The sequence below is a fragment of the Streptomyces sp. NPDC058678 genome, assembly GCF_042714835.1.
Taxonomy (GTDB): domain Bacteria; phylum Actinomycetota; class Actinomycetes; order Streptomycetales; family Streptomycetaceae; genus Streptomyces.
Window position 1 is genome coordinate 211,450 of sequence record NZ_JBHXSG010000007.1, and the last position, 17,357, is coordinate 228,806.

The 17,357-nt window shown below is 71.1% G+C and carries 15 protein-coding genes; 8 read left to right on the forward strand and 7 right to left on the reverse strand.

Going from position 1 to position 17,357, the window contains the following annotated elements:
* Window positions 1–301 precede the first annotated feature (301 nt).
* The 4 genes from ACFWWR_RS10130 to ACFWWR_RS10145 form a co-directional block, all read right to left on the reverse strand.
* A complete protein-coding gene (locus tag ACFWWR_RS10130; protein WP_384302743.1) occupies window positions 302–1,555 on the reverse strand; it encodes a DUF2690 domain-containing protein in 1,254 nt (417 codons plus the stop codon).
* 341 nt (window positions 1,556–1,896) lie between these two features.
* Window positions 1,897–2,379: a helix-turn-helix domain-containing protein gene (locus ACFWWR_RS10135; protein ID WP_383873280.1), complete on the reverse strand. Its 483-nt coding sequence runs from the start codon at window positions 2,377–2,379 to the stop codon at window positions 1,897–1,899.
* A 235-nt stretch (window positions 2,380–2,614) separates the two neighbouring features.
* A complete protein-coding gene (locus tag ACFWWR_RS10140) occupies window positions 2,615–3,118 on the reverse strand; it encodes a DUF3017 domain-containing protein (RefSeq protein WP_383873283.1) in 504 nt (167 codons plus the stop codon).
* Window positions 3,108–3,962: a bifunctional methylenetetrahydrofolate dehydrogenase/methenyltetrahydrofolate cyclohydrolase gene (locus ACFWWR_RS10145; protein WP_097219458.1), complete on the reverse strand. Its 855-nt coding sequence runs from the start codon at window positions 3,960–3,962 to the stop codon at window positions 3,108–3,110. Before ACFWWR_RS10145 ends, ACFWWR_RS10140 begins: the two co-directional genes overlap by 11 nt.
* A gap of 264 nt (window positions 3,963–4,226) precedes the next feature.
* Between ACFWWR_RS10145 and ACFWWR_RS10150 the strand changes: the two genes are divergently transcribed.
* From ACFWWR_RS10150 to ACFWWR_RS10175, 6 genes are all read left to right on the forward strand, one after another.
* Window positions 4,227–4,850, forward strand: coding sequence for an RDD family protein (locus tag ACFWWR_RS10150; RefSeq protein WP_383873286.1), 624 nt, complete (start codon window positions 4,227–4,229; stop codon window positions 4,848–4,850).
* A gap of 140 nt (window positions 4,851–4,990) precedes the next feature.
* Complete coding sequence (locus ACFWWR_RS10155) at window positions 4,991–5,737, forward strand: FHA domain-containing protein (RefSeq protein ID WP_383873289.1); 747 nt, start codon at window positions 4,991–4,993, stop codon at window positions 5,735–5,737.
* Window positions 5,734–7,317, forward strand: coding sequence for a serine/threonine protein kinase (locus ACFWWR_RS10160; RefSeq protein ID WP_383873292.1), 1,584 nt, complete (start codon window positions 5,734–5,736; stop codon window positions 7,315–7,317). Before ACFWWR_RS10155 ends, ACFWWR_RS10160 begins: the two co-directional genes overlap by 4 nt.
* A gap of 153 nt (window positions 7,318–7,470) precedes the next feature.
* Window positions 7,471–7,926, forward strand: coding sequence for a hypothetical protein (locus tag ACFWWR_RS10165; protein ID WP_383873294.1), 456 nt, complete (start codon window positions 7,471–7,473; stop codon window positions 7,924–7,926).
* Between the two features lie 20 nt (window positions 7,927–7,946).
* The gene (locus ACFWWR_RS10170) at window positions 7,947–10,127 is read left to right on the forward strand and encodes a DUF6571 family protein (protein ID WP_384302745.1); all 2,181 of its coding nucleotides are present in this window, start codon (window positions 7,947–7,949) and stop codon (window positions 10,125–10,127) included.
* Window positions 10,128–10,250: 123 nt separating this feature from the next.
* The gene (locus ACFWWR_RS10175) at window positions 10,251–10,862 is read left to right on the forward strand and encodes a hypothetical protein (RefSeq protein WP_384302747.1); all 612 of its coding nucleotides are present in this window, start codon (window positions 10,251–10,253) and stop codon (window positions 10,860–10,862) included.
* 79 nt (window positions 10,863–10,941) lie between these two features.
* On the opposite strand, the gene purH is transcribed toward ACFWWR_RS10175, so the two are convergent.
* On the reverse strand, window positions 10,942–12,507 hold the full coding sequence (gene purH / locus ACFWWR_RS10180) for a bifunctional phosphoribosylaminoimidazolecarboxamide formyltransferase/IMP cyclohydrolase (protein WP_384302749.1): 1,566 nt from the start codon (window positions 12,505–12,507) through the stop codon (window positions 10,942–10,944).
* Entirely contained in the window at window positions 12,504–13,142 is a 639-nt protein-coding gene (gene purN / locus ACFWWR_RS10185) for a phosphoribosylglycinamide formyltransferase (RefSeq protein WP_383873306.1), read from the reverse strand. The genes purH and purN overlap by 4 nt, the downstream gene beginning before the upstream one ends.
* 254 nt (window positions 13,143–13,396) lie before the next feature.
* On the opposite strand from purN, the gene ACFWWR_RS10190 reads away from it, so the two are divergent.
* Complete coding sequence (locus ACFWWR_RS10190; RefSeq protein ID WP_383873309.1) at window positions 13,397–14,239, forward strand: hypothetical protein; 843 nt, start codon at window positions 13,397–13,399, stop codon at window positions 14,237–14,239.
* Between the two features lie 33 nt (window positions 14,240–14,272).
* Here ACFWWR_RS10190 and ACFWWR_RS10195 read toward each other — a convergent pair whose 3' ends face one another.
* On the reverse strand, window positions 14,273–16,144 hold the full coding sequence (locus ACFWWR_RS10195) for a DUF6350 family protein (protein ID WP_384302751.1): 1,872 nt from the start codon (window positions 16,142–16,144) through the stop codon (window positions 14,273–14,275).
* A gap of 96 nt (window positions 16,145–16,240) precedes the next feature.
* Here ACFWWR_RS10195 and ACFWWR_RS10200 point away from each other — a divergent pair, with 96 nt between their 5' ends.
* On the forward strand, window positions 16,241–17,311 hold the full coding sequence (locus tag ACFWWR_RS10200; RefSeq protein WP_384302753.1) for a sigma factor-like helix-turn-helix DNA-binding protein: 1,071 nt from the start codon (window positions 16,241–16,243) through the stop codon (window positions 17,309–17,311).
* Window positions 17,312–17,357: the final 46 nt, after the last annotated feature.

Below are 17,357 nucleotides of genomic sequence, written 5' to 3' on the forward strand. Positions count from 1 at the left end.
TCCGTATGACAGCTGGCGGTGGGGCGTCCCTGCCCCGGACGTTTGATCGATCTCTTGGCGTCAAGAGAGATCCAGCGGTCAGGCTACCGCGCCTGTGGGATCCCGGGCGTCCGGGGCGGTGTGGCCCACCCCACAGAGACCCTCCCGGGCTGGCGCACAAAAAGCGGCGGCCGCCCGTCCGGGAGAGGGAGGACGTAGGCGGCCGCCGTTCGGGGGTACCGATTGCCGGACTCCCGTGGGGGTAACGTTCGCGTGCCCGCGATTCAGGCGGGCATGCGCGTCTCCCCGGATTCTTTTCCCGCTACTTCGTGCACCCCTCCTGCCCCGAGGTCAGCGTCGCGCAGGCCTCCGCCTCTCCCGCGTCCTTCACGGCCACCATCGGCGTGTAGGCGATCGTGTCCCCGGCCACCGTGATGCTCCCGGTCTGCTCTTCGGCCTTCGCCGCGGTCACCCGCACCTCGTCGCCCTGCACGGCCTGCGTGATGCGCCCCCAGGCCGCGCCGCAGGTCTCGCTGTAGCGGACCTCGACGACGGTCGTGCCGACGGTCGCGGTCTTGGCGGTGGTCACGAGGTCACCACTGCACCCCATGCTCTCCGCGTCCTTGCCGGTGCAGGAGTCACCGCTGCACTTCACCCCGGCCGGCAGGCCGGCGTCGGTGCTCACCGACGGTGACGGCGAGGCGGCGACGTCCTCCTTCTTGCCGTCGTCTCCGCCGTTGGTGAGGAAGTACGCGGCCACGACCACCACGAGCACCCCGAAGACGCCCGCGAGGAACATCGTCAGCCGCCGCTTGCCGCCCGCCCCGCCGGAGGACCGACCACCCGGACGGGGACCCTGCGGGGGGTCGCCGTACGGGCTCGCCGGCGCGGGAGTCCGCACCGGACCGTCGGCCGGTGCCGATGCCGAGCCCGAGGCCGATGCCGGGGATCCGGCACCCGCACCCGCACCCGCACCCGCACCACGCCCACCGGTCGGCGCCGGCCGCTGGTACCCCGCGAGCCCCCACGAGTTGCCACCCGAGGAGGAGCTCGAGGAACTCGAGGACCCCCCGGAAGAACCGCCCGAAGGAAGGACGTCCCGGACGTCGCCCGCCGAGTCCCGGGCGTCCGGTGCCGTCGGCTGCGTCGGCACCGACGGAACCACGCCGGCCGGTCCGGCGATGCCGGGCGTGGCCGTGGCGCTGCTGCCCCTGCGGGCCGTCTTGCTGCCCTGGGCGCCCGCCGCGGGCGCGCCGAACTCGCCCAGCGCGGCGCGAGCCTGAGAGATCCGGATGGCCTCCATGGTCATGTCGTGGCGCATCTCCGAGCGGCTCCAGGCGCGCTCGGCGAGCTCCCACATCGTCGTCAGATGCATGGGATTGGTGCCGGTGACCTCGGCCAGGGCGACGATCGCGCCCTTCGGCGCGAGCAGCCGGCCATTGAGATAACGATCCCAGGACGTCTTGCTGTAACCCGTGCGGTCCGCCACCGCGGCGATGCTCAAGCCGCTGCGGTCCACGAGCCGCCGCAGCTGGCTTGCGAACTCTCTGACCTGCGGATCGAGCTCGTCGGGCAAGGCCCTCCAACGAGGCATTGCTACCCCCCTCTTCCCCCCGGTTGTGCTGGTTGTTCCCCGCTTTTCCCCGTGCGTGGCGCCTCTGCCGAGTCCCCGTTGTGGCTACCCACAGGGATGCGCCCAGTCAGGATCTCAGTTCCCGGGGTGGGGGCGCACGGGTGCATCGTGGCCGCGGGCATGCACCGTTGCACGCCCACCGGGCAGAGGTCCAGTAAGTCGACGGCAGAAAAGGACACGCTAGCGCCGATGTCGAACGACTTCGTGTCAAATCCCCGAACTTGTCAATACATCGACACGAGTGTCACACACCGGAAATACCGCCTGTCACGCAGGTGTTCGGTTCACCCGAACGCAACAGTGCCGACGACGCCGACCAACAGCGTGAGAAGGAGCAGCAGCACGGCGGCCGGCAGCAGTCGCCCGGCCCGTCCGCGGCCGCTCTCCTCGGGGGGCGCGTCCCACCACGGCAACGTGGGGTCGTCCTCATAGCCCTCGCCCCCGCTGCCGCCCTGGCCGCTCCCGGCGGGTTGCGCGGGCACCGTCTCCGGGCGGGGCCATGCCTGGACCGCCAGCTCCCAGCGCACACCGAAACGTTCGGCGTCCGTGCCGCCGAGCCCCGCGATCCGGCACAGCGCGGCGACGGCCTGCCGGGGCGGGGGCTGGGTGGCGTTGAGATAGCGGTGCCAGGAGGACTTGCTGTAGGCGGTGCGGGCGCCGAGGGCGACCAGACTGAGTCCCGTGCGGTCCTTCAGGAGCCGCAACTGTTCCACGAAGTGCCGCACCTCCGGCGGCAGATCGTCCGACAACGGCTGCCAGGCACCCATCGGCCACCTCCCCTCGGTACCCCGATCCTGAGCAAGTGACGACGTCACAGGCCTGATCGGTTCCCGTGCCCGGCCCGGCTGTCGCAAGGCCCGGACACCGTGGCGGAACGGTCACTTCCGTGCCACAGCGTACGGACAGCCATTGAACAGCCGGTTCACCGTGCAGGAGTGTGGTGCCCGGCGGCGGCCCGTCCTTGCTCGGGGGAGGGGACGGGTCGCCGTCGCACGCCACCGGTCAGCTGCTGACCGTGAAGTGCAGCGTGTCCTTGAGGAACGGGATCACCAGCCAGGGGTTGGGCTGCACCATCATCGCCAGCAGGACGATCACGAGGCCGAGCACGCCGTACGTGACGATGTCGGTGAAGCGGGATCGCACCGCGAGCATGCCGACGTCCGGCAGCAGCCAGCGCAGCGCACCGCCGGCCAGCAGTGCGACGCCGAGCAGGAGGATGCCGACGCGGAACAGATCGAAGGCGGTCAGCAGCAGTCCGAGTCCGGCCATCGCCAGTACGGCGAGGACCGGCCACTGCCGGGCGGGCGCCGGAGCATCGCTCGGCGCGGCCCGGCCGCCGCCCTCGGGACGCGCGGTGTCCCGCGTGAACAGGGGGAAGCGGCGGGTCGTCCGGCGCGGCTTCCCGTCGACGTCGGGAGCGCTGACCGGGTCGCGCACCTCGATCTCGTCGACGCCCTCGGCCTTCTCGGCGGTCTTGGCCTTGCCGGGCTTGCCCTCAGCCGACACTGCGCTCCGCCGCCTCGACCACGTTGACGAGCAGCTGGGCCCGGGTCATCGGGCCCACGCCGCCGGGGTTCGGGGAGATCCAGGCGGCCACCTCGGCGACGTCCGGGTGGACGTCGCCGACGATCTTGCCCTCGGCGCTGCGCGAGACGCCGACGTCGAGGACGGCGGCGCCCGGCTTGACGTCCTCGGCGCGGATCAGGTGGGCCGAACCGGCCGCGGCGACGATGATGTCGGCGCGCTTCAGGTGGGCCGACAGGTCGCGCGTGCCGGTGTGGCACTGGGTCACGGTCGCGTTCTCGCTGCGGCGCGTGAGCAGCAGCGGCATCGGCCGGCCGATGGTCACGCCACGGCCGACGACCACGACCTCGGCACCCTTGATCTCCACGCCGTAGCGGCGCAGGAGGGTCAGGACGCCGTTCGGGGTGCAGGGCAGCGGGGCGGGCTCGTTGAGGACGAGGCGGCCGAGGTTCATCGGGTGCAGGCCGTCGGCGTCCTTGTCCGGGTCCATGAGCTCCAGGATCCGGTTCTCGTCGATGCCCTTGGGCAGCGGCAGCTGGACGATGTAGCCGGTGCAGGCGGGGTCCTCGTTCAGTTCGCGGACGGCCGCCTCGATCTCCTCCTGGGTGGCCGTGGCGGGCAGTTCACGCTGGATGGAGGCGATGCCGACCTGGGCGCAGTCGCGGTGCTTGCCGGCGACGTACTTCTGGCTGCCGGGATCTTCCCCGACGAGGATCGTGCCGAGGCCGGGCGTCACGCCCTTCTCCTTCAGGGCCGCCACGCGGGCGGTCAGATCGGACTTGATCGCGGCTGCGGTGGCCTTGCCATCGAGAATCTGGGCGGTCATACCCCCATCCTCGCGGATGACCCCGCCCGGGTTCCAATCCGGGTTCCACCGGACAGCACGGTCCCCGTCCGCCCGTATCCCGCCATGATCAGCGATGTTGCACTTGCACAACACATACGGAATGCGGCTGGACAACAACTCGCCCTCCTAGAACCATGTGTGGCGCAGTTCGCGGTTGTTGTTCGGGGGGCAAACCGCTCAGTTCATGACGTTCCTCCGCGCAGTCCGCATTGTCCCCAGCTTGCGCAACGGAGGAATCCCGCCATGAGTTTCGGCTCGCCCAACAACCCCTACGGTCAGCCGCAGGACCCCCAGCAGCCGCAGCAGCCGCAGCAGCCGGGTTACGGCTACCCCCAGCAGGGCCAGCAGCAGCCCTACGGCTACCCGCAGCAGGCCCCCCAGGGCGTGCCGCCGCAGCAGGGATACGGCTACCCGCAGGCGCCGCAGGCCCCGGCCGGTTACGGCTACCCGCAGCAGCCGGGTTACGGGATGCCGCCGTCGTACGCGAACTGGGGCCAGCGGTTCCTCGGCACCCTGGTGGACGGCCTCGTCCTCATGGTCCCGTACGTCCTCGTGGCCATCGACGTCAGCGCCCAGACCGGGTTCCTGTCGATCATCGGCATCCTCGGCGTCATCGGCATCGCGATCTGGATGCTGATCCAGGAGGGCCGCACCGGCCAGACCCTCGGCAAGAAGGCGCTCGGCATCCGCCTCGTGCGGGAGAGCGACGGACAGCCCCTCGGCGTCGGCATGGCCTTCGTCCGCCGTATCGCGCACTTCCTGGACAGCCTGGCGTGCTACCTCGGCTGGCTGTGGCCGGCGTGGGACGCCAAGCGTCAGACCTTCGCCGACAAGGTCTGCTCGTCCATCGTGATCCGCTCGAACTGAGCACCGGTTCACCACATCTCACGGCGGATCGCTACGACCGCTTCTCGCCATCCTTCGCCCGGGGCCGTGTCACGTCGTGACACGGCCCCGGGGCGTCGCCCACCCTGACTCGTAGACATGCGGGGACGGGGAGACGCACCGTGTACAGCATCATCGTGGTACCTCCGCCGACCACGGAGGACGAGCCGGACCGCGCGCAACTGCGGCTGGCACCGGGCGAACGGCTGGCCTTCGGCCGTTCCGCCTCCGACAACGACCTGATCGTTCCGCACGACGGGGTTTCCCGCAGAGCGGGCGTGATCACCGCGCAGGGCACCTTCTGGACCCTGAGCAACCTCAGCGCCCACCAGACGTACGTCGTGGAGAACCCGGAGGGCGCGGGCGAGCACATCAAGGTCGGGCCGGGCCGCCTCGACGCGCCCGTACCGTTCGAGTTCTCGCGGATCGTGCTGCCCGCGGCGGGCGACCTGCTCGCTTTCGACGTCTGGGCACCGCGCCACGACCATCTGCGCGTCGAGGCCGGGCTCGACGGCGACACCACCGCCCCCGCCTTCTCCGTCGACCGCAGCAAGCGCTACTTCGCGGTGCTGGCCGCCCTGTGCGAACCCCGCCTGCGCGGCGAACCGCACGCACCGCTGCCCACGGTCGACCAGGTCGTGGACCGGCTGCGCCCGCACTGGCCGGCCGCGTCCCGCACCTCCGTCCAGTGGAACATCGACTACCTGGCCGTGAAGCTGCGCCTGAAACCCGGCCCGGAGACGGCGGACACCGGCCCCCGCCTCAACGGCAAGAAGGAGTCCCTGGTGTCCCTGGCACTCCGCTTCGACCTGGTCCGGGAGGACGACCTCGTCGTCCTGGCGGGGCCGGCCGCCCGGGGCACCCGGTGACCGAGCCCTACGCCGTGCAGGTCCCCCGGGGGTACCGGCTCGGCGTATGGGAGGTGCGCGAGCCGATCGCGACGGGGGCGTTCGGGAGCGTGTACGAGGCGCGGCGCACGGACGACACGGTGGGCACCGGGGAGGCGCCGCGCACGGTCGCCCTGAAGTTCCTTCCCACCGGCACGGGGACCCCGCGCCAGCTGACCCACCTGCGGGAACTGATCGACCGGGAAGTCGAGTTGCACCGCAGGCTGCGCCGCCCCCGGCTGATCCGGATGTACGACACCCTCACCGTCGACGACCCCGGGCACCCGGCGCTCGACGGCGCCACCGTCCTCGTACTGGAGAAGGCGGAACGCTCCCTTTCCGCCCTGCTCGCCTCCTCGCCCCGGCCGTCCACCGGCCCCGCGCTGCTCGCGCAGATCTGCGAGGGGCTGGCCCAGCTGCATCGCGCGGGCTGGGTGCACGGCGACCTGAAACCCGCCAACGTCCTGCTGATGAAGGACGGTTCGGCCCGTCTCGCCGACTTCAACATGGCCGCGGAGCTGGAGGGCACCCACGCCTACACGCCCGCCTTCTCCACCCCCGACTACACCCCGCCGGAACTCCTCTGGTCGGAGATCGGCGAACGGGGCCGCCGCATCCGCCCCTCGGCGGACGTCTGGGCCTTCGGCGTGCTGGCCCACCTCCTGCTGACCGGCTCCTTCCCGCTGCCCGGCGGCACCCCGACGGCCCGCCGCGACGCGGCCGCCGCCTACGCCCGCGGCACGGACGAGCTGCGCCTGTCCCCCGAACTGCCGGACGTCTGGCGGGAGATCGTGCGGGCGTGCCTGACCCGCACGCATGCGGACCGTATCGCCATCGACGACCTGCTGAGACGGGTCGAGACGGCCGCGGGCACCGGCCGCTCGCCCCGGCTGCCCCGGGTCCTGCTCCCCCGCCGCCGCTCCCGCCGTACGACGGTCCTGGCCGCCACGGCCGCGACCGCCGCGGTCGCGGTCCTCGGCTACGGCATCAGCAGCTGGGCCGGCTCCGGCACGGACGGCAAGGGGTCGGCCGGCGCCGAGACCGCGAAGGTCACGACCGCCACCTACGGCGCCTCCGAACTCCGTACGGACAAGGGCGTCCCCGTGGCCTACCGCCGGCTGATCGTCGACTCGGCCCACGACTGCGTCCAGCCGGAGGTCACTCCCGCGCTGATCGCCGCACTGCTGAAGGCGGAGAGCAATTTCGACCCCGACCTCTCCGACCCCGGCGCGGGCGAGGAGGGCGAGTACGGCATCGCCCGCTGGACCCCGAGCCTCCTGCGCTGGTACATCCGCGCGGACGGCACTCCCGCGACGGAGACCCCCCGGCCTCCTCTCACCCCCGCCGAGTCCATCCCGGCCGTGGCCCGCTACCTCTGCTTCATGGAACCGCGCCTCGAACCGACCGGGCTGTCCGGCGACCGCCGGGTGCTGCTGGCGGCCGCGTACCGGACGTCCACCAAGGTCGTGAACGCCGCGGGCGGCGTTCCCCCGAAGTACCGCGACTACGCCGCCCGCGTCGCCCACCACCTCAAGGAGTACACGCCCCCCGGCAGGACGTGACCCTGAGAGGTCCGAGGTTGCGGGCCAAGAAGCCGTGGGGAGGACGTGAGGAGGACGTGAGCGGCGCCGGGGCGAACCGATCCGAATGTTGGCTTGTTTTTGGGTATGCGCGGCTGAGTTCTTGGTCCGATCACGGGGGAAAGGTGACCGACTGTGGCCTGGGAGGAATGGGAGCAGCTGAAGGCGGCGGCCGGGGAGAACCGGTCGGACCGGATGCAGCTCAATCAGTTGCCGGCCGAGTCCGGAGGCGGCGGTGGGGGCGACGCCGACCTGGTCGTCCACGACGGCGAGCTGGGCGAGCTCGGCAACATGGCGTACGCCCTCCTCGAGAAGTTCCGGGTGGACGCCGACCTCGCGCGACCGAGCACCTTCACGGCCTCCATCGATCTCTTCAACGACGGCCTCGACATGGGCTCCGCACTCACCGAGTTGCACGACGCGTGGAACACCCAGCAGCAGACGCTGAAGGAGGCCTGCGCGCACATCTCCAACCATCTGGACTTCACCCGTGCCCAGCACGCGAAGGACGAGGCGCATGTCGTGACCGGCATGCGGAACGCGGCGGGCGACCTGATGACGGTCTCCCGCATCAACGAGTACTTCAAGTAGCGACCACGGGGCTGACGAAGATGGCGACGGAGACGCTCACCGCGCGGGAACTCACGGACCTGCGCCTGGGCACGCTGCACACCGCGGTTTCCGACTGGAAGACCATGGTCGGCAGACTGGAACAACTGGCCACCGGCGGCAACGGCGAGGTCAGCGCGACGGATCTGGAGAAGAAGGCCAACGCCGCGAACTGGAAGGGCGTCAACGCCACGGTCTCGCGGGAGTTCGTCACCAAGACCGCGGCACAGTTCGCGGACGCGGCCGACGAGGCCAAGAGCGTCCTGGCCGTCCTGCGGGACGCGCACGCCGCCTTCACGAAGCACAAGGAAGACCTGCGCACCGCCACCGACGAGCTGGCGAAGAGCAACATCTACGTCAACGGGAACGGGAAGGTCGCCGCCTCCGTGCCCTCCGGCCAGGCCGCCGGTGACGCCGACATCCACAAGCCCACGGACGGTGAACTGGACGCCGCCCAGAGCAGGATCACCAGGATCCTCTGGGAGGCGACCGAGACCGACCGCATCGCGGCCCGGGCACTGCGCCAACTCGCCAGGAACAAGTACGACTTCACCGACCAGGGCCCCGACAGTCTGAAGGACGCCGACCGCGACCAGGGCAAGGCGGACGCCGAGCACTGGCGCAAGGAGATCGCCAAGGGGGACGTGTCCGAGTGGAGCGAGGAGAAACTCGCCCGCTTCAACGAGACCCTCGAGAACCAGCGCGACAACCCCGGCTTCACCGAGGCCTTCGCCACCGGCCTGGGCGCGGACGGCACTCTCCAGTTCTGGCGTGACCTCGCCGCCCCGCCCGGCGGCGCGGTCGAGGGCGACCGGGCCAAGCTGATGGGCCACGTGCAGGACAACCTGAGCATGGCCCTCGCCAACGCGTCCCACAGCGACAGCCCGGCGATGGAGACCTGGAAGAAGGACGTAATCGCGTCCGGCACCAAGGTCTTCCCCGTCGACCCCGCCATGCCCATGGGCCCGAACGGCTTCCAGGTCATGAGCAGCCTGATGGGCAAGGGCAAGTTCGACGACGACTTCCTGCACGACTACGGCGACGCGGTGCTGAAGTACGAGCGCGAGTACCCGGGCGACCCCGGCGTCGCCTGGCGCGACACCACCGACCTCACCTACCCGCCCACCGGCAACGCCAACGACCCGGTCGACGGCCTCATGGAGGCCCTCGGCCACAACCCGGAAGCCTCCCTGGAGTTCTTCAACGACTCGACGACGGCGGACGGGAAGAAGCTCGACAACTGGGACTACCTCGTCGGCCACGACAACGACGCCCGCAAGTGGCCCGAGGGCGACGACGGCAAGCCGCTCGGCTACGACAACCTCGGCCACGCCCTGGAGTCCGCCACGCTGGGGTACGCGTACGACGACCAGAACCCGCACATCCCGCCGATGAAGACGGAGGCGCAGATCGAGGCGCGGGAGGAGCGGACCGCCCTGATGGAGCGGGTCGTGAACAACTACAGTTCAGCGGATGTGATCGAGAAGCAGCCCGGTATCAGTGACAGCCTGGCGAACATGGCTTCGGGTCACATCGACAGCCTGAACTACTCCGCTGCCGACTTCGGGGGCAGCGGGGAAGTCAACGGCCGCGATGCCCGTTTCGGCGCGGACAAGAACCACCTCGCCGACTTCGGCTCGACGGGCACCACGAACTTCCTCCGCGCCCTGGCATCCGACGAGGACTCGTACAACACGGTCTCCGCGGCCCAACAGGCTTATGGCACCAGTGTCATGGCGGCGCAGGGCGACGACGAAGGTGACGTGAAGCGGGTCGCCATGCACAGCATCATGATGCACGGCATGCTCGATCAGGCTCGGTTCGAGAGCATCGGCGAGCAGTTCGCCGATGAGAAGGAAGCCGCCAACAGAGAGCTGGAGAAACAAGGAGCCTGGCCGAGACTTCGCCGCAGGTGCCGTGATCGGTACCACTGTGGGGGTGGCTTCAGAGGTGATCATCCCGGCCCGTGCGGCGGCGGCGATCGCCGTACCGCTCGCCTTCGAGGTGGCCGGCGGGGCCGCGGAGACTCATATGTCGAACCAGACACTCGACTGGCTTCAGGAGAACGAGTTCGACAACACGGACGAGGCACTCAAGGGAATCGACAAGGCCCGGGACACCGGCCGGCACAATGCCATGACGCCGCTCCTGAATTACGCACAGGCTCACGGAATGTCCGATGACGACATCTGGGATCTGTCGACGGAGGCGGAAGGCTATTACAACGATGGTCGCGCCCGCAGCGACACCAAGGACGTCCGAGGATACTGATGATGCGAAAGTCCGTCGCCCCCTGGGCTTTGGCCGTGCTGATCCTGACCACAACCTCCTGCACCTCGGATGACGACCCGTCGGACTCTGCGACGGACGGCTGCGAGCAGACCCTGGGCGAATCGGGTGTGAAATGGATCGAGAGTCATACAGGAGGCAGCGGCAGCCTGGAGCGGGGCGGAATGAGTCTGCAGGACGCGCGAGACGAGTACAACAAGCAGATGGACTCGTGGGATCCGGATGGACACCACTGGGCATCCGAACTGTGCACCCTGAAAGCCGACTCAAGCAGTAAAGGACTCAAAATCGAGTTCGGCCCTTCATCTCTGCCTTTCGACTTCCAGGTCAAAAGCGCCGCTGAAGGGGTGCTGACACCGGTGAATTCCGCGGTGAGACTGCATCAGGTGAAGGACTCCCAGGGAGTCACCCAGTACGGCGTGTACGTCAAGTGCAAGGTCCTCGGCAACCCGTCGGAACAGGAGAGCCTGACTCCTCTCGCGGGCCTCATGACGGACACCCTCACCAGTGGCACCTCGGCCCGCGACCACATGACCTACCTGTTGCGTTCCGCCCGCGCGATGGCCGACGTCGTCGAGTGCCGGAACAAACCCACGATCCCTACGGAGCCGCCGGCTTCCGTGCGGTGACGGGCGCTGTCGGCGCGTTCGCCGCATGAACCGCCCGTACGCGGAACGAACCGCGTACGGGCGGCGGGACGGACGGCGACTAGTGGAAGAAGTGCCGCGTCCCCGTGAAGTACATCGTCACGCCGGCCTTCTTCGCGGCCTCGACCACCAGCTCGTCCCGCACCGAACCGCCGGGCTGGACAACGGCCTTGACGCCGGCCTCGGTGAGGATCTCCAGGCCGTCGGGGAAGGGGAAGAAGGCGTCCGAGGCGGCGTAGGAGCCGGTGGCCCGCTCGGCGCCCGCGCGCTCCACCGCCAGCTTCGCGGAGTCGACGCGATTGACCTGGCCCATGCCGACGCCGACCGAGGCGCCGTCCTTGGCGAGGAGGATGGCGTTGGACTTGACCGCCCGACAGGCCTTCCAGGCGAAGGACAGCTCGGCGAGTTCCGAGGGGGACAGCGCCTCGCCCGTCGCCAGGGTCCAGTTGGCCGGGTCGTCGCCGTCGGCCTGGAGACGGTCCGTCACCTGGAGGAGGGCGCCGCCGTCGACCGGCTTGAGCTCGGCCGGGTTGGACGGACCGTTCGGGGCCTTGAGGACGCGGATGTTCTTCTTCTTGGCGAGGGCCTCGAGCGCACCGTCCTCGTAGCCGGGCGCCACGATGACCTCGGTGAAGATCTCGGCGACCTGCTCGGCCATCTCCTTCGACACCGGGCGGTTGACGGCGATCACACCGCCGAACGCCGACAGCGGGTCGCAGGCGTGCGCCTTGCGGTGCGCCTCGGCGACGTCCGCGCCGATCGCGATGCCGCAGGGGTTGGCGTGCTTGATGATCGCGACGCAGGGCTCGTCGTGGTCGTACGCGGCACGGCGGGCGGCGTCCGTGTCCGTGTAGTTGTTGTACGACATCTCCTTGCCGTGCAGCTGCTCGGCCTCGGCCAGGCCGCCGCCGGTGCCGTCGACGTAGAGCGCGGCCGGCTGGTGCGGGTTCTCGCCGTAGCGGAGGGTGTTCTTGCGCTCCCAGGTCGCGCCCAGGAAGTCGGGGAACCGCGACTCGTCGACGGGGGCGTAGGAGGAGGCGAACCAGGACGCGACCGCCACGTCGTACGACGCCGTGTGCTGGAAGGCCTCCGCCGCCAGGCGCTTGCGAGTGACGAGGTCGAACCCGCCGTCCTTCACGGCCGTGAGGACGTCCGCGTAGCGCGCCGGGCTGGTCACGACCGCCACCGACGGGTGGTTCTTCGCCGCCGCGCGCACCATCGACGGACCGCCGATGTCGATCTGCTCCACGCACTCGTCGGGAGAGGCCCCGGAGGCGACCGTCTCGCGGAACGGGTAGAGGTTGACCACGACCAGGTCGAACGGCTCCACGCCCAGCTCGGCGAGCTGGTTCCGGTGGTCCTCCAGACGGAGGTCCGCCAGGATGCCGGCGTGGACCTTGGGGTGCAGCGTCTTGACCCGGCCGTCCAGGCACTCGGGGAAGCCCGTGAGCTCCTCGACCTTGGTGACCGGGACGCCGGCGGCGGCGATGCGGGAGGCGGTCGACCCGGTGGAGACGAGCTCCACGCCCGCCTCGTGCAGGCCGCGTGCGAGGTCTTCGAGGCCCGTCTTGTCGTAGACGCTGACGAGCGCCCGTCGGATGGCCCGCTTGTTGCTCTCGGCGGTCACTGGATAACTACCTTTCGTCCCTCGATGCGATAGCCGTTGCGGGCGAGCCGCCCCACGACATCGACGAGCAGCCTTCGCTCGACTTCCTTGATGCGCTCGTGCAGAGCGGCACCCTCGTCCTCGTGGTCCTCTTCCCGGACCTCCACCACGCCCTGAGCGATGATCGGTCCGGTGTCGACGCCGTCGTCGACGAAGTGGACGGTGCAACCGGTGACCTTCGCGCCGTACGCGAGCGCGTCACGGACGCCGTGGGCACCGGGAAAGCTGGGGAGAAGGGCGGGGTGGGTGTTCACGAACCGCCCGCCGAAGCGGGCCAGGAACTCCTTGCCCACGATCTTCATGAAACCGGCGGACACGACGAGGTCGGGCTCGTACGCGGCCACGGCCTCGGCAAGGGCCGCGTCCCACTCGTCGCGGGTGGCGTGGTCCTTCACCCGGCACACGAAGGTGGGGATGCCGGCGCGCTCGGCGCGGGCCAGTCCCTCGATGCCCGCGCGGTCCGCACCGACGGCGACGACCTCGGCGCCGTAGGCCTCGGTCCCGACGGTCGCGATGGCGTCGAGCAGCGCCTGCAGGTTGGTACCGGAACCGGAGACCAGCACGACGAGGCGCTTGGCCACGGGCTTGGCGGCCACGGTGAGGCCCTTTCTCGGGGGTGCGTTTGTATGGTCGTACGAATGCTTCGCGCCCCGGGATACGGGGAAGTCTACGAAGCGGCCGACCGTCAGCAACGATACCGGCACACCGGGCGGCCCCCACGGGACGGGGGCGTGGCCGGAAGGTAGCGTCTGGGAGGAACGGGCTCGGGAACGCGGTCGTCGTGCGGTGCGTTCTCCACGTGACAGCTCAGGACAGACAGCCGTATCACCTAGGGGAAGACGCTCACTTGATGCCGGACCGCAGTCTGCGACTCCTTACGCTCCCCCCGCAGTCATCGCAGGGAGGGGAGCGCAGCGGCGTGCTTCTGCGGGAGCGCCCCACCTCACCGCCCGACGCGCCCTCGGGCCGGCCGACCGGCGAAGGGCAGGGACACGGGCAGGGGCAGGACGGCTCGGCTCCGGCTGCTGCTCCCGCCTCGGACGACAACCCGTTCGCACCGCCGCCGGAGGGCACGCCGGACCGGCCGTGGCAGCCGCGTCACCACCCGAGGGGCGGTGAGACCGGCGAAGGCGGTCAGGCCTCCGACGGATCGAGCGGGGGCGGCGGCAGAGCTCCCTGGGGCAGTCAGTGGAGCAACCAGCAGCCCGGCCGCTCCCCCGACGGTTTCGGCGAGCGCCCGGGTGCCGGTCCCGAGGGGCCTAGCGGCGGCAAGCAGGGCCCGGGCCTGCGCTGGGACCCGACGGACCCGTCCCAGCGGCGCGCGCGGTACGCCCTCCTGAGCGGCATGTGGGCCTTCTTCTTCGCCCTGTTCAGCTGGCCGTACGTGGCACTGCTGCTCGGTGCGCTGGCCATGTACTGGGGCATCAGCGCCCTGCGCGCCAAGCCTCCCGCCGCCCCCGACCCGAACATCCCGGCGCCCGCGCAGAGCGGCCGCCCGCAGCGGACCGCCGCGGTGAGCGGCCTGGTCACGGCGTCCCTGGCCATCGCCCTGGTCGCCGCGGGCTTCACCGTGAAGCTGGTCTACAGCGACTACTACACCTGCACGAACGACGCCCTCACGAATCAGGCACAGCAGTCCTGCGCGGACCTTCTGCCGAAGGAGCTGCGAGGCGTGCTGGGGGCGAGCAGCTGACGGCGGCCTGTCGGCGTCGGAGTGCCTCCGGCGTCAGAGCGCGTCGGGCGATCCCGATGGTTCCGGCTGGGTGGACGCCTCCCTGAGTGCGGCCCAGCGCGCCTCGTGCGCCGCGTCGTCGTCGTGCCACAGCGGGTGCGCGGCCTCGGTGGGCAGGAAGTCGTACGGCTCGAAGGTGCTGTCGTCGTCCATCGGCACTTCCCAGGGCTTCGGTACTTGCGGGGCCTTCGCCGCGTCCGGGGCCTTCGCTGCGTCCGGGGCCTTCGCTGCGTCCGAGGTGTTCGGCACCTCCGAGGTGTTCGGCACGTCCGAAGCCTTCGGTACCCCCGACGTCTTCGATGCCCCCGACGTCTTCGATGCCGCCCAAGCCTTCGACAGCCCCCAGACCTTCGACAGTCCAGAAGCTTTGGGTACTTCCCCGGCGTTCGGTACGCCCGAGGCGTCCGGTTCCTCCACCCGCGGCTTCCCGATCGTCGCGCCGGGCTCCCGGCGCTCCTCGCGCTCCCCACACTCCTCACGCTCGCCCGCGACCCGCACCGGACGCTCCCGGCACCGCCACGCCCGCAGCGCGAGTGCCGTGGGTACCCCCAGCGCCGAGGTCCACGCCAGGGCCGCCGCTCCCGTCTGCCACCACACCGGTCCGAAGCGGGCCAGCGCGCCGACGCCGAGCGGTCCGCCCGCGACCGCCGCGAGGGCGGCGAGCAGGGTCGCGCACAGTACGGCCGCCAGCCCGGCGGTCCCCGCGGTCCGGCCCCACGACCAGGCTTCCGTCACCGGTCCGCCTGCCGCGTCCTCGGCGGCCGGACCTCCGGCGGCGACCCGCCCCACACACCACCCCACCGTGAGCCCGACCGCGACCGGCACCGCCCCGGCCGCCCAGTTCAGCGGCGTTCCGGGACCCGGGTCCGGTACCGCCGCCAGCAGGGGAAAGGGCGGGAGAAGCGGGGCTGGGGCGGACGCGAGCGGGGTCACCGCGTGGCCGACGCCGAGGGCGAAGCCGGGGCCGAGGGCGTACGACCCCGCCCACACCACCGCGTTCGGGACCAGGGCGAGGCACAGCAGCAGGACCGCGAACCGGCCCGACCAGCCCTCCGTGAGCCGCAGGAACGACTCCTGGGCGGCCCCGCCGTGCCACACCAGCGACGCGGTCAGCAGCAGCGCCCCGCCCCCGACGAGCACCGCTGTCCCCGCGCCCGCGGCGCGCGCGGCCGTGCCGAGGCGGCCCCGGGCGTCCGGGCCCAGGACGAGCCGCCGTAGGCCCGCCGGCAGCAGGATCAGCGCGTTGTCCAGCGCCGCGCGCGGACGGCCGTACGCCGTCCACACCCCCATGCCCGCCGCCACCGTCACGACCAGCGGCAGCCGCACGCCTGTCCACGTCCACGACGGACCCAGACCGCCGCCCGTCATCTGCAACGCCGCGGCGACACCGACGGCGAGGTAGCCGAGGACGACGCCCGCGCAGGCCGTCCGTCCCGAGACGGCCGTCCGTGCCGGTACGGCGATCCGCGCCGGGGCGGCCGTCGGCCCGTCGTCCTCCTCGCCCCCGTCGGTCACTTCCCGGGCCACCCGCTCCACCAGCCAGAGCGGCAGCGCGAGGAGGAGCAGCGGGGTCACGCCGACGGGTGCGGGGACGCCGGCGAGCGTGTCGGTGCGGACCAGTTCGACTCCGTGGGCCAGCAGCCACAGGGCCACGGCGACGTGCAGCGCGCCGCCGGGTCCGCTGTCGGGGTAGGGCGAGCTGATCCACAGCACCATGACGAGGACGGCGAACGAACCGAGCCCCAGCCCGGCCGCGAGCGCACCGCCCAGCAGGCCGGCGGCCAGTCCGGGTGATCGGTCGCGCAACCGGGTGAGCAGGGACGAGAACGGCGGTCGGCGTGCGGGCATCTGGATCACGACCGTCATGCTCCCAACGACACGCGCTTTCTCGTCGTAACAGGCGAACTTCCGAAGTGTCGCTCAATATACGTTTATGTACTTTTTCGTACGAAAGGGCGCCCGGTGACGCAGAGTCCTGCAACCCAGCTCCCCCCGCCGAAAGAGCGCCGACGCCTGCGCGAGGCAGGGTCGCTGACGCAGGCTCAGGTCGCGGCACGGATGGGCGTCAGGCTCGAGACGCTGCAGGCGTGGGAGACCGGCCGTACAACACCGCACGGCCGCCGCAGACGGGAGGCGTACGCGAGCCTGCTGGCGGAGCTGGCGACCTGCGCCGCCGAGCGCCCCGTACGAACGGAAGACCCTCCGGCGCCCGAGGAACCGGACGGCACCGCACCGCCCCTGACACCCGCTCAGGCCTTCGACGCCCTGTACGCCTTCTGCGCCCCCGCCCTGGTCCGGCAGGCCTATCTGCTCACCGGGCGGCGGGAACTCGCGCGCGAGTCGGTCGAGCGGGCCTTTCAACTCGCCTGGCAGCGCTGGCCGGAGGTGGCGGTCGACCGGGACCCGGCGGGGTGGGTGCGGGCCACGGCGTACGAGTACGCACTCTCCCCCTGGCACCGCTTCCGCCCGCGCTACCGGCACCCCGAGGCGCCGCCCGCCGACGCGTCCGACCGCGCGTTGATGGACGCGCTCCTGGAACTCCCGCCGCCGTACCGCCGCACGCTCCTGCTGTACGACGGTGTCGGCCTCGACCTGCCGGAGACGGCGGCGGAGACGGAGGCGAGCACGCCGGCGACCGCGAACCGGCTGCTGCACGCGCGGGAGGCGATCGCCGCGCGACTGCCTGAGCTGTCCGACCCCGCGGAGCTGAACCGGCGGCTGGCCGAACTGGCCTCCACGGAGCGGCTGCGGGCCGCCAGGCCGCCGACGGTGCGGATGGGCAGCGAACGCAGGGCCCGGTTCTGGACGCGGGCCGCCATCGCCTTCACCGTCGCGCTGATCGGGACGACAGCGCTGACGGCACGGACGGCGCCCATGCGGTACGAGCCGCCGGTGGCGCCGGGCGAGACGGTGCGGGGAGTGCCGCCGCCGGTGGCGCCAGGCTCCTTGTCGGAGGCGGAGGAGGCGCTGCGGGAGCGGTTGCGGGAGGAGACGGTGAACGGGCCGATGCGGTTGGTGCCTCTAGGAGGCTGAGCACAGCGAGAAGGGCCCGCATCCTCGGTGAGGATGCGGGCCCTTC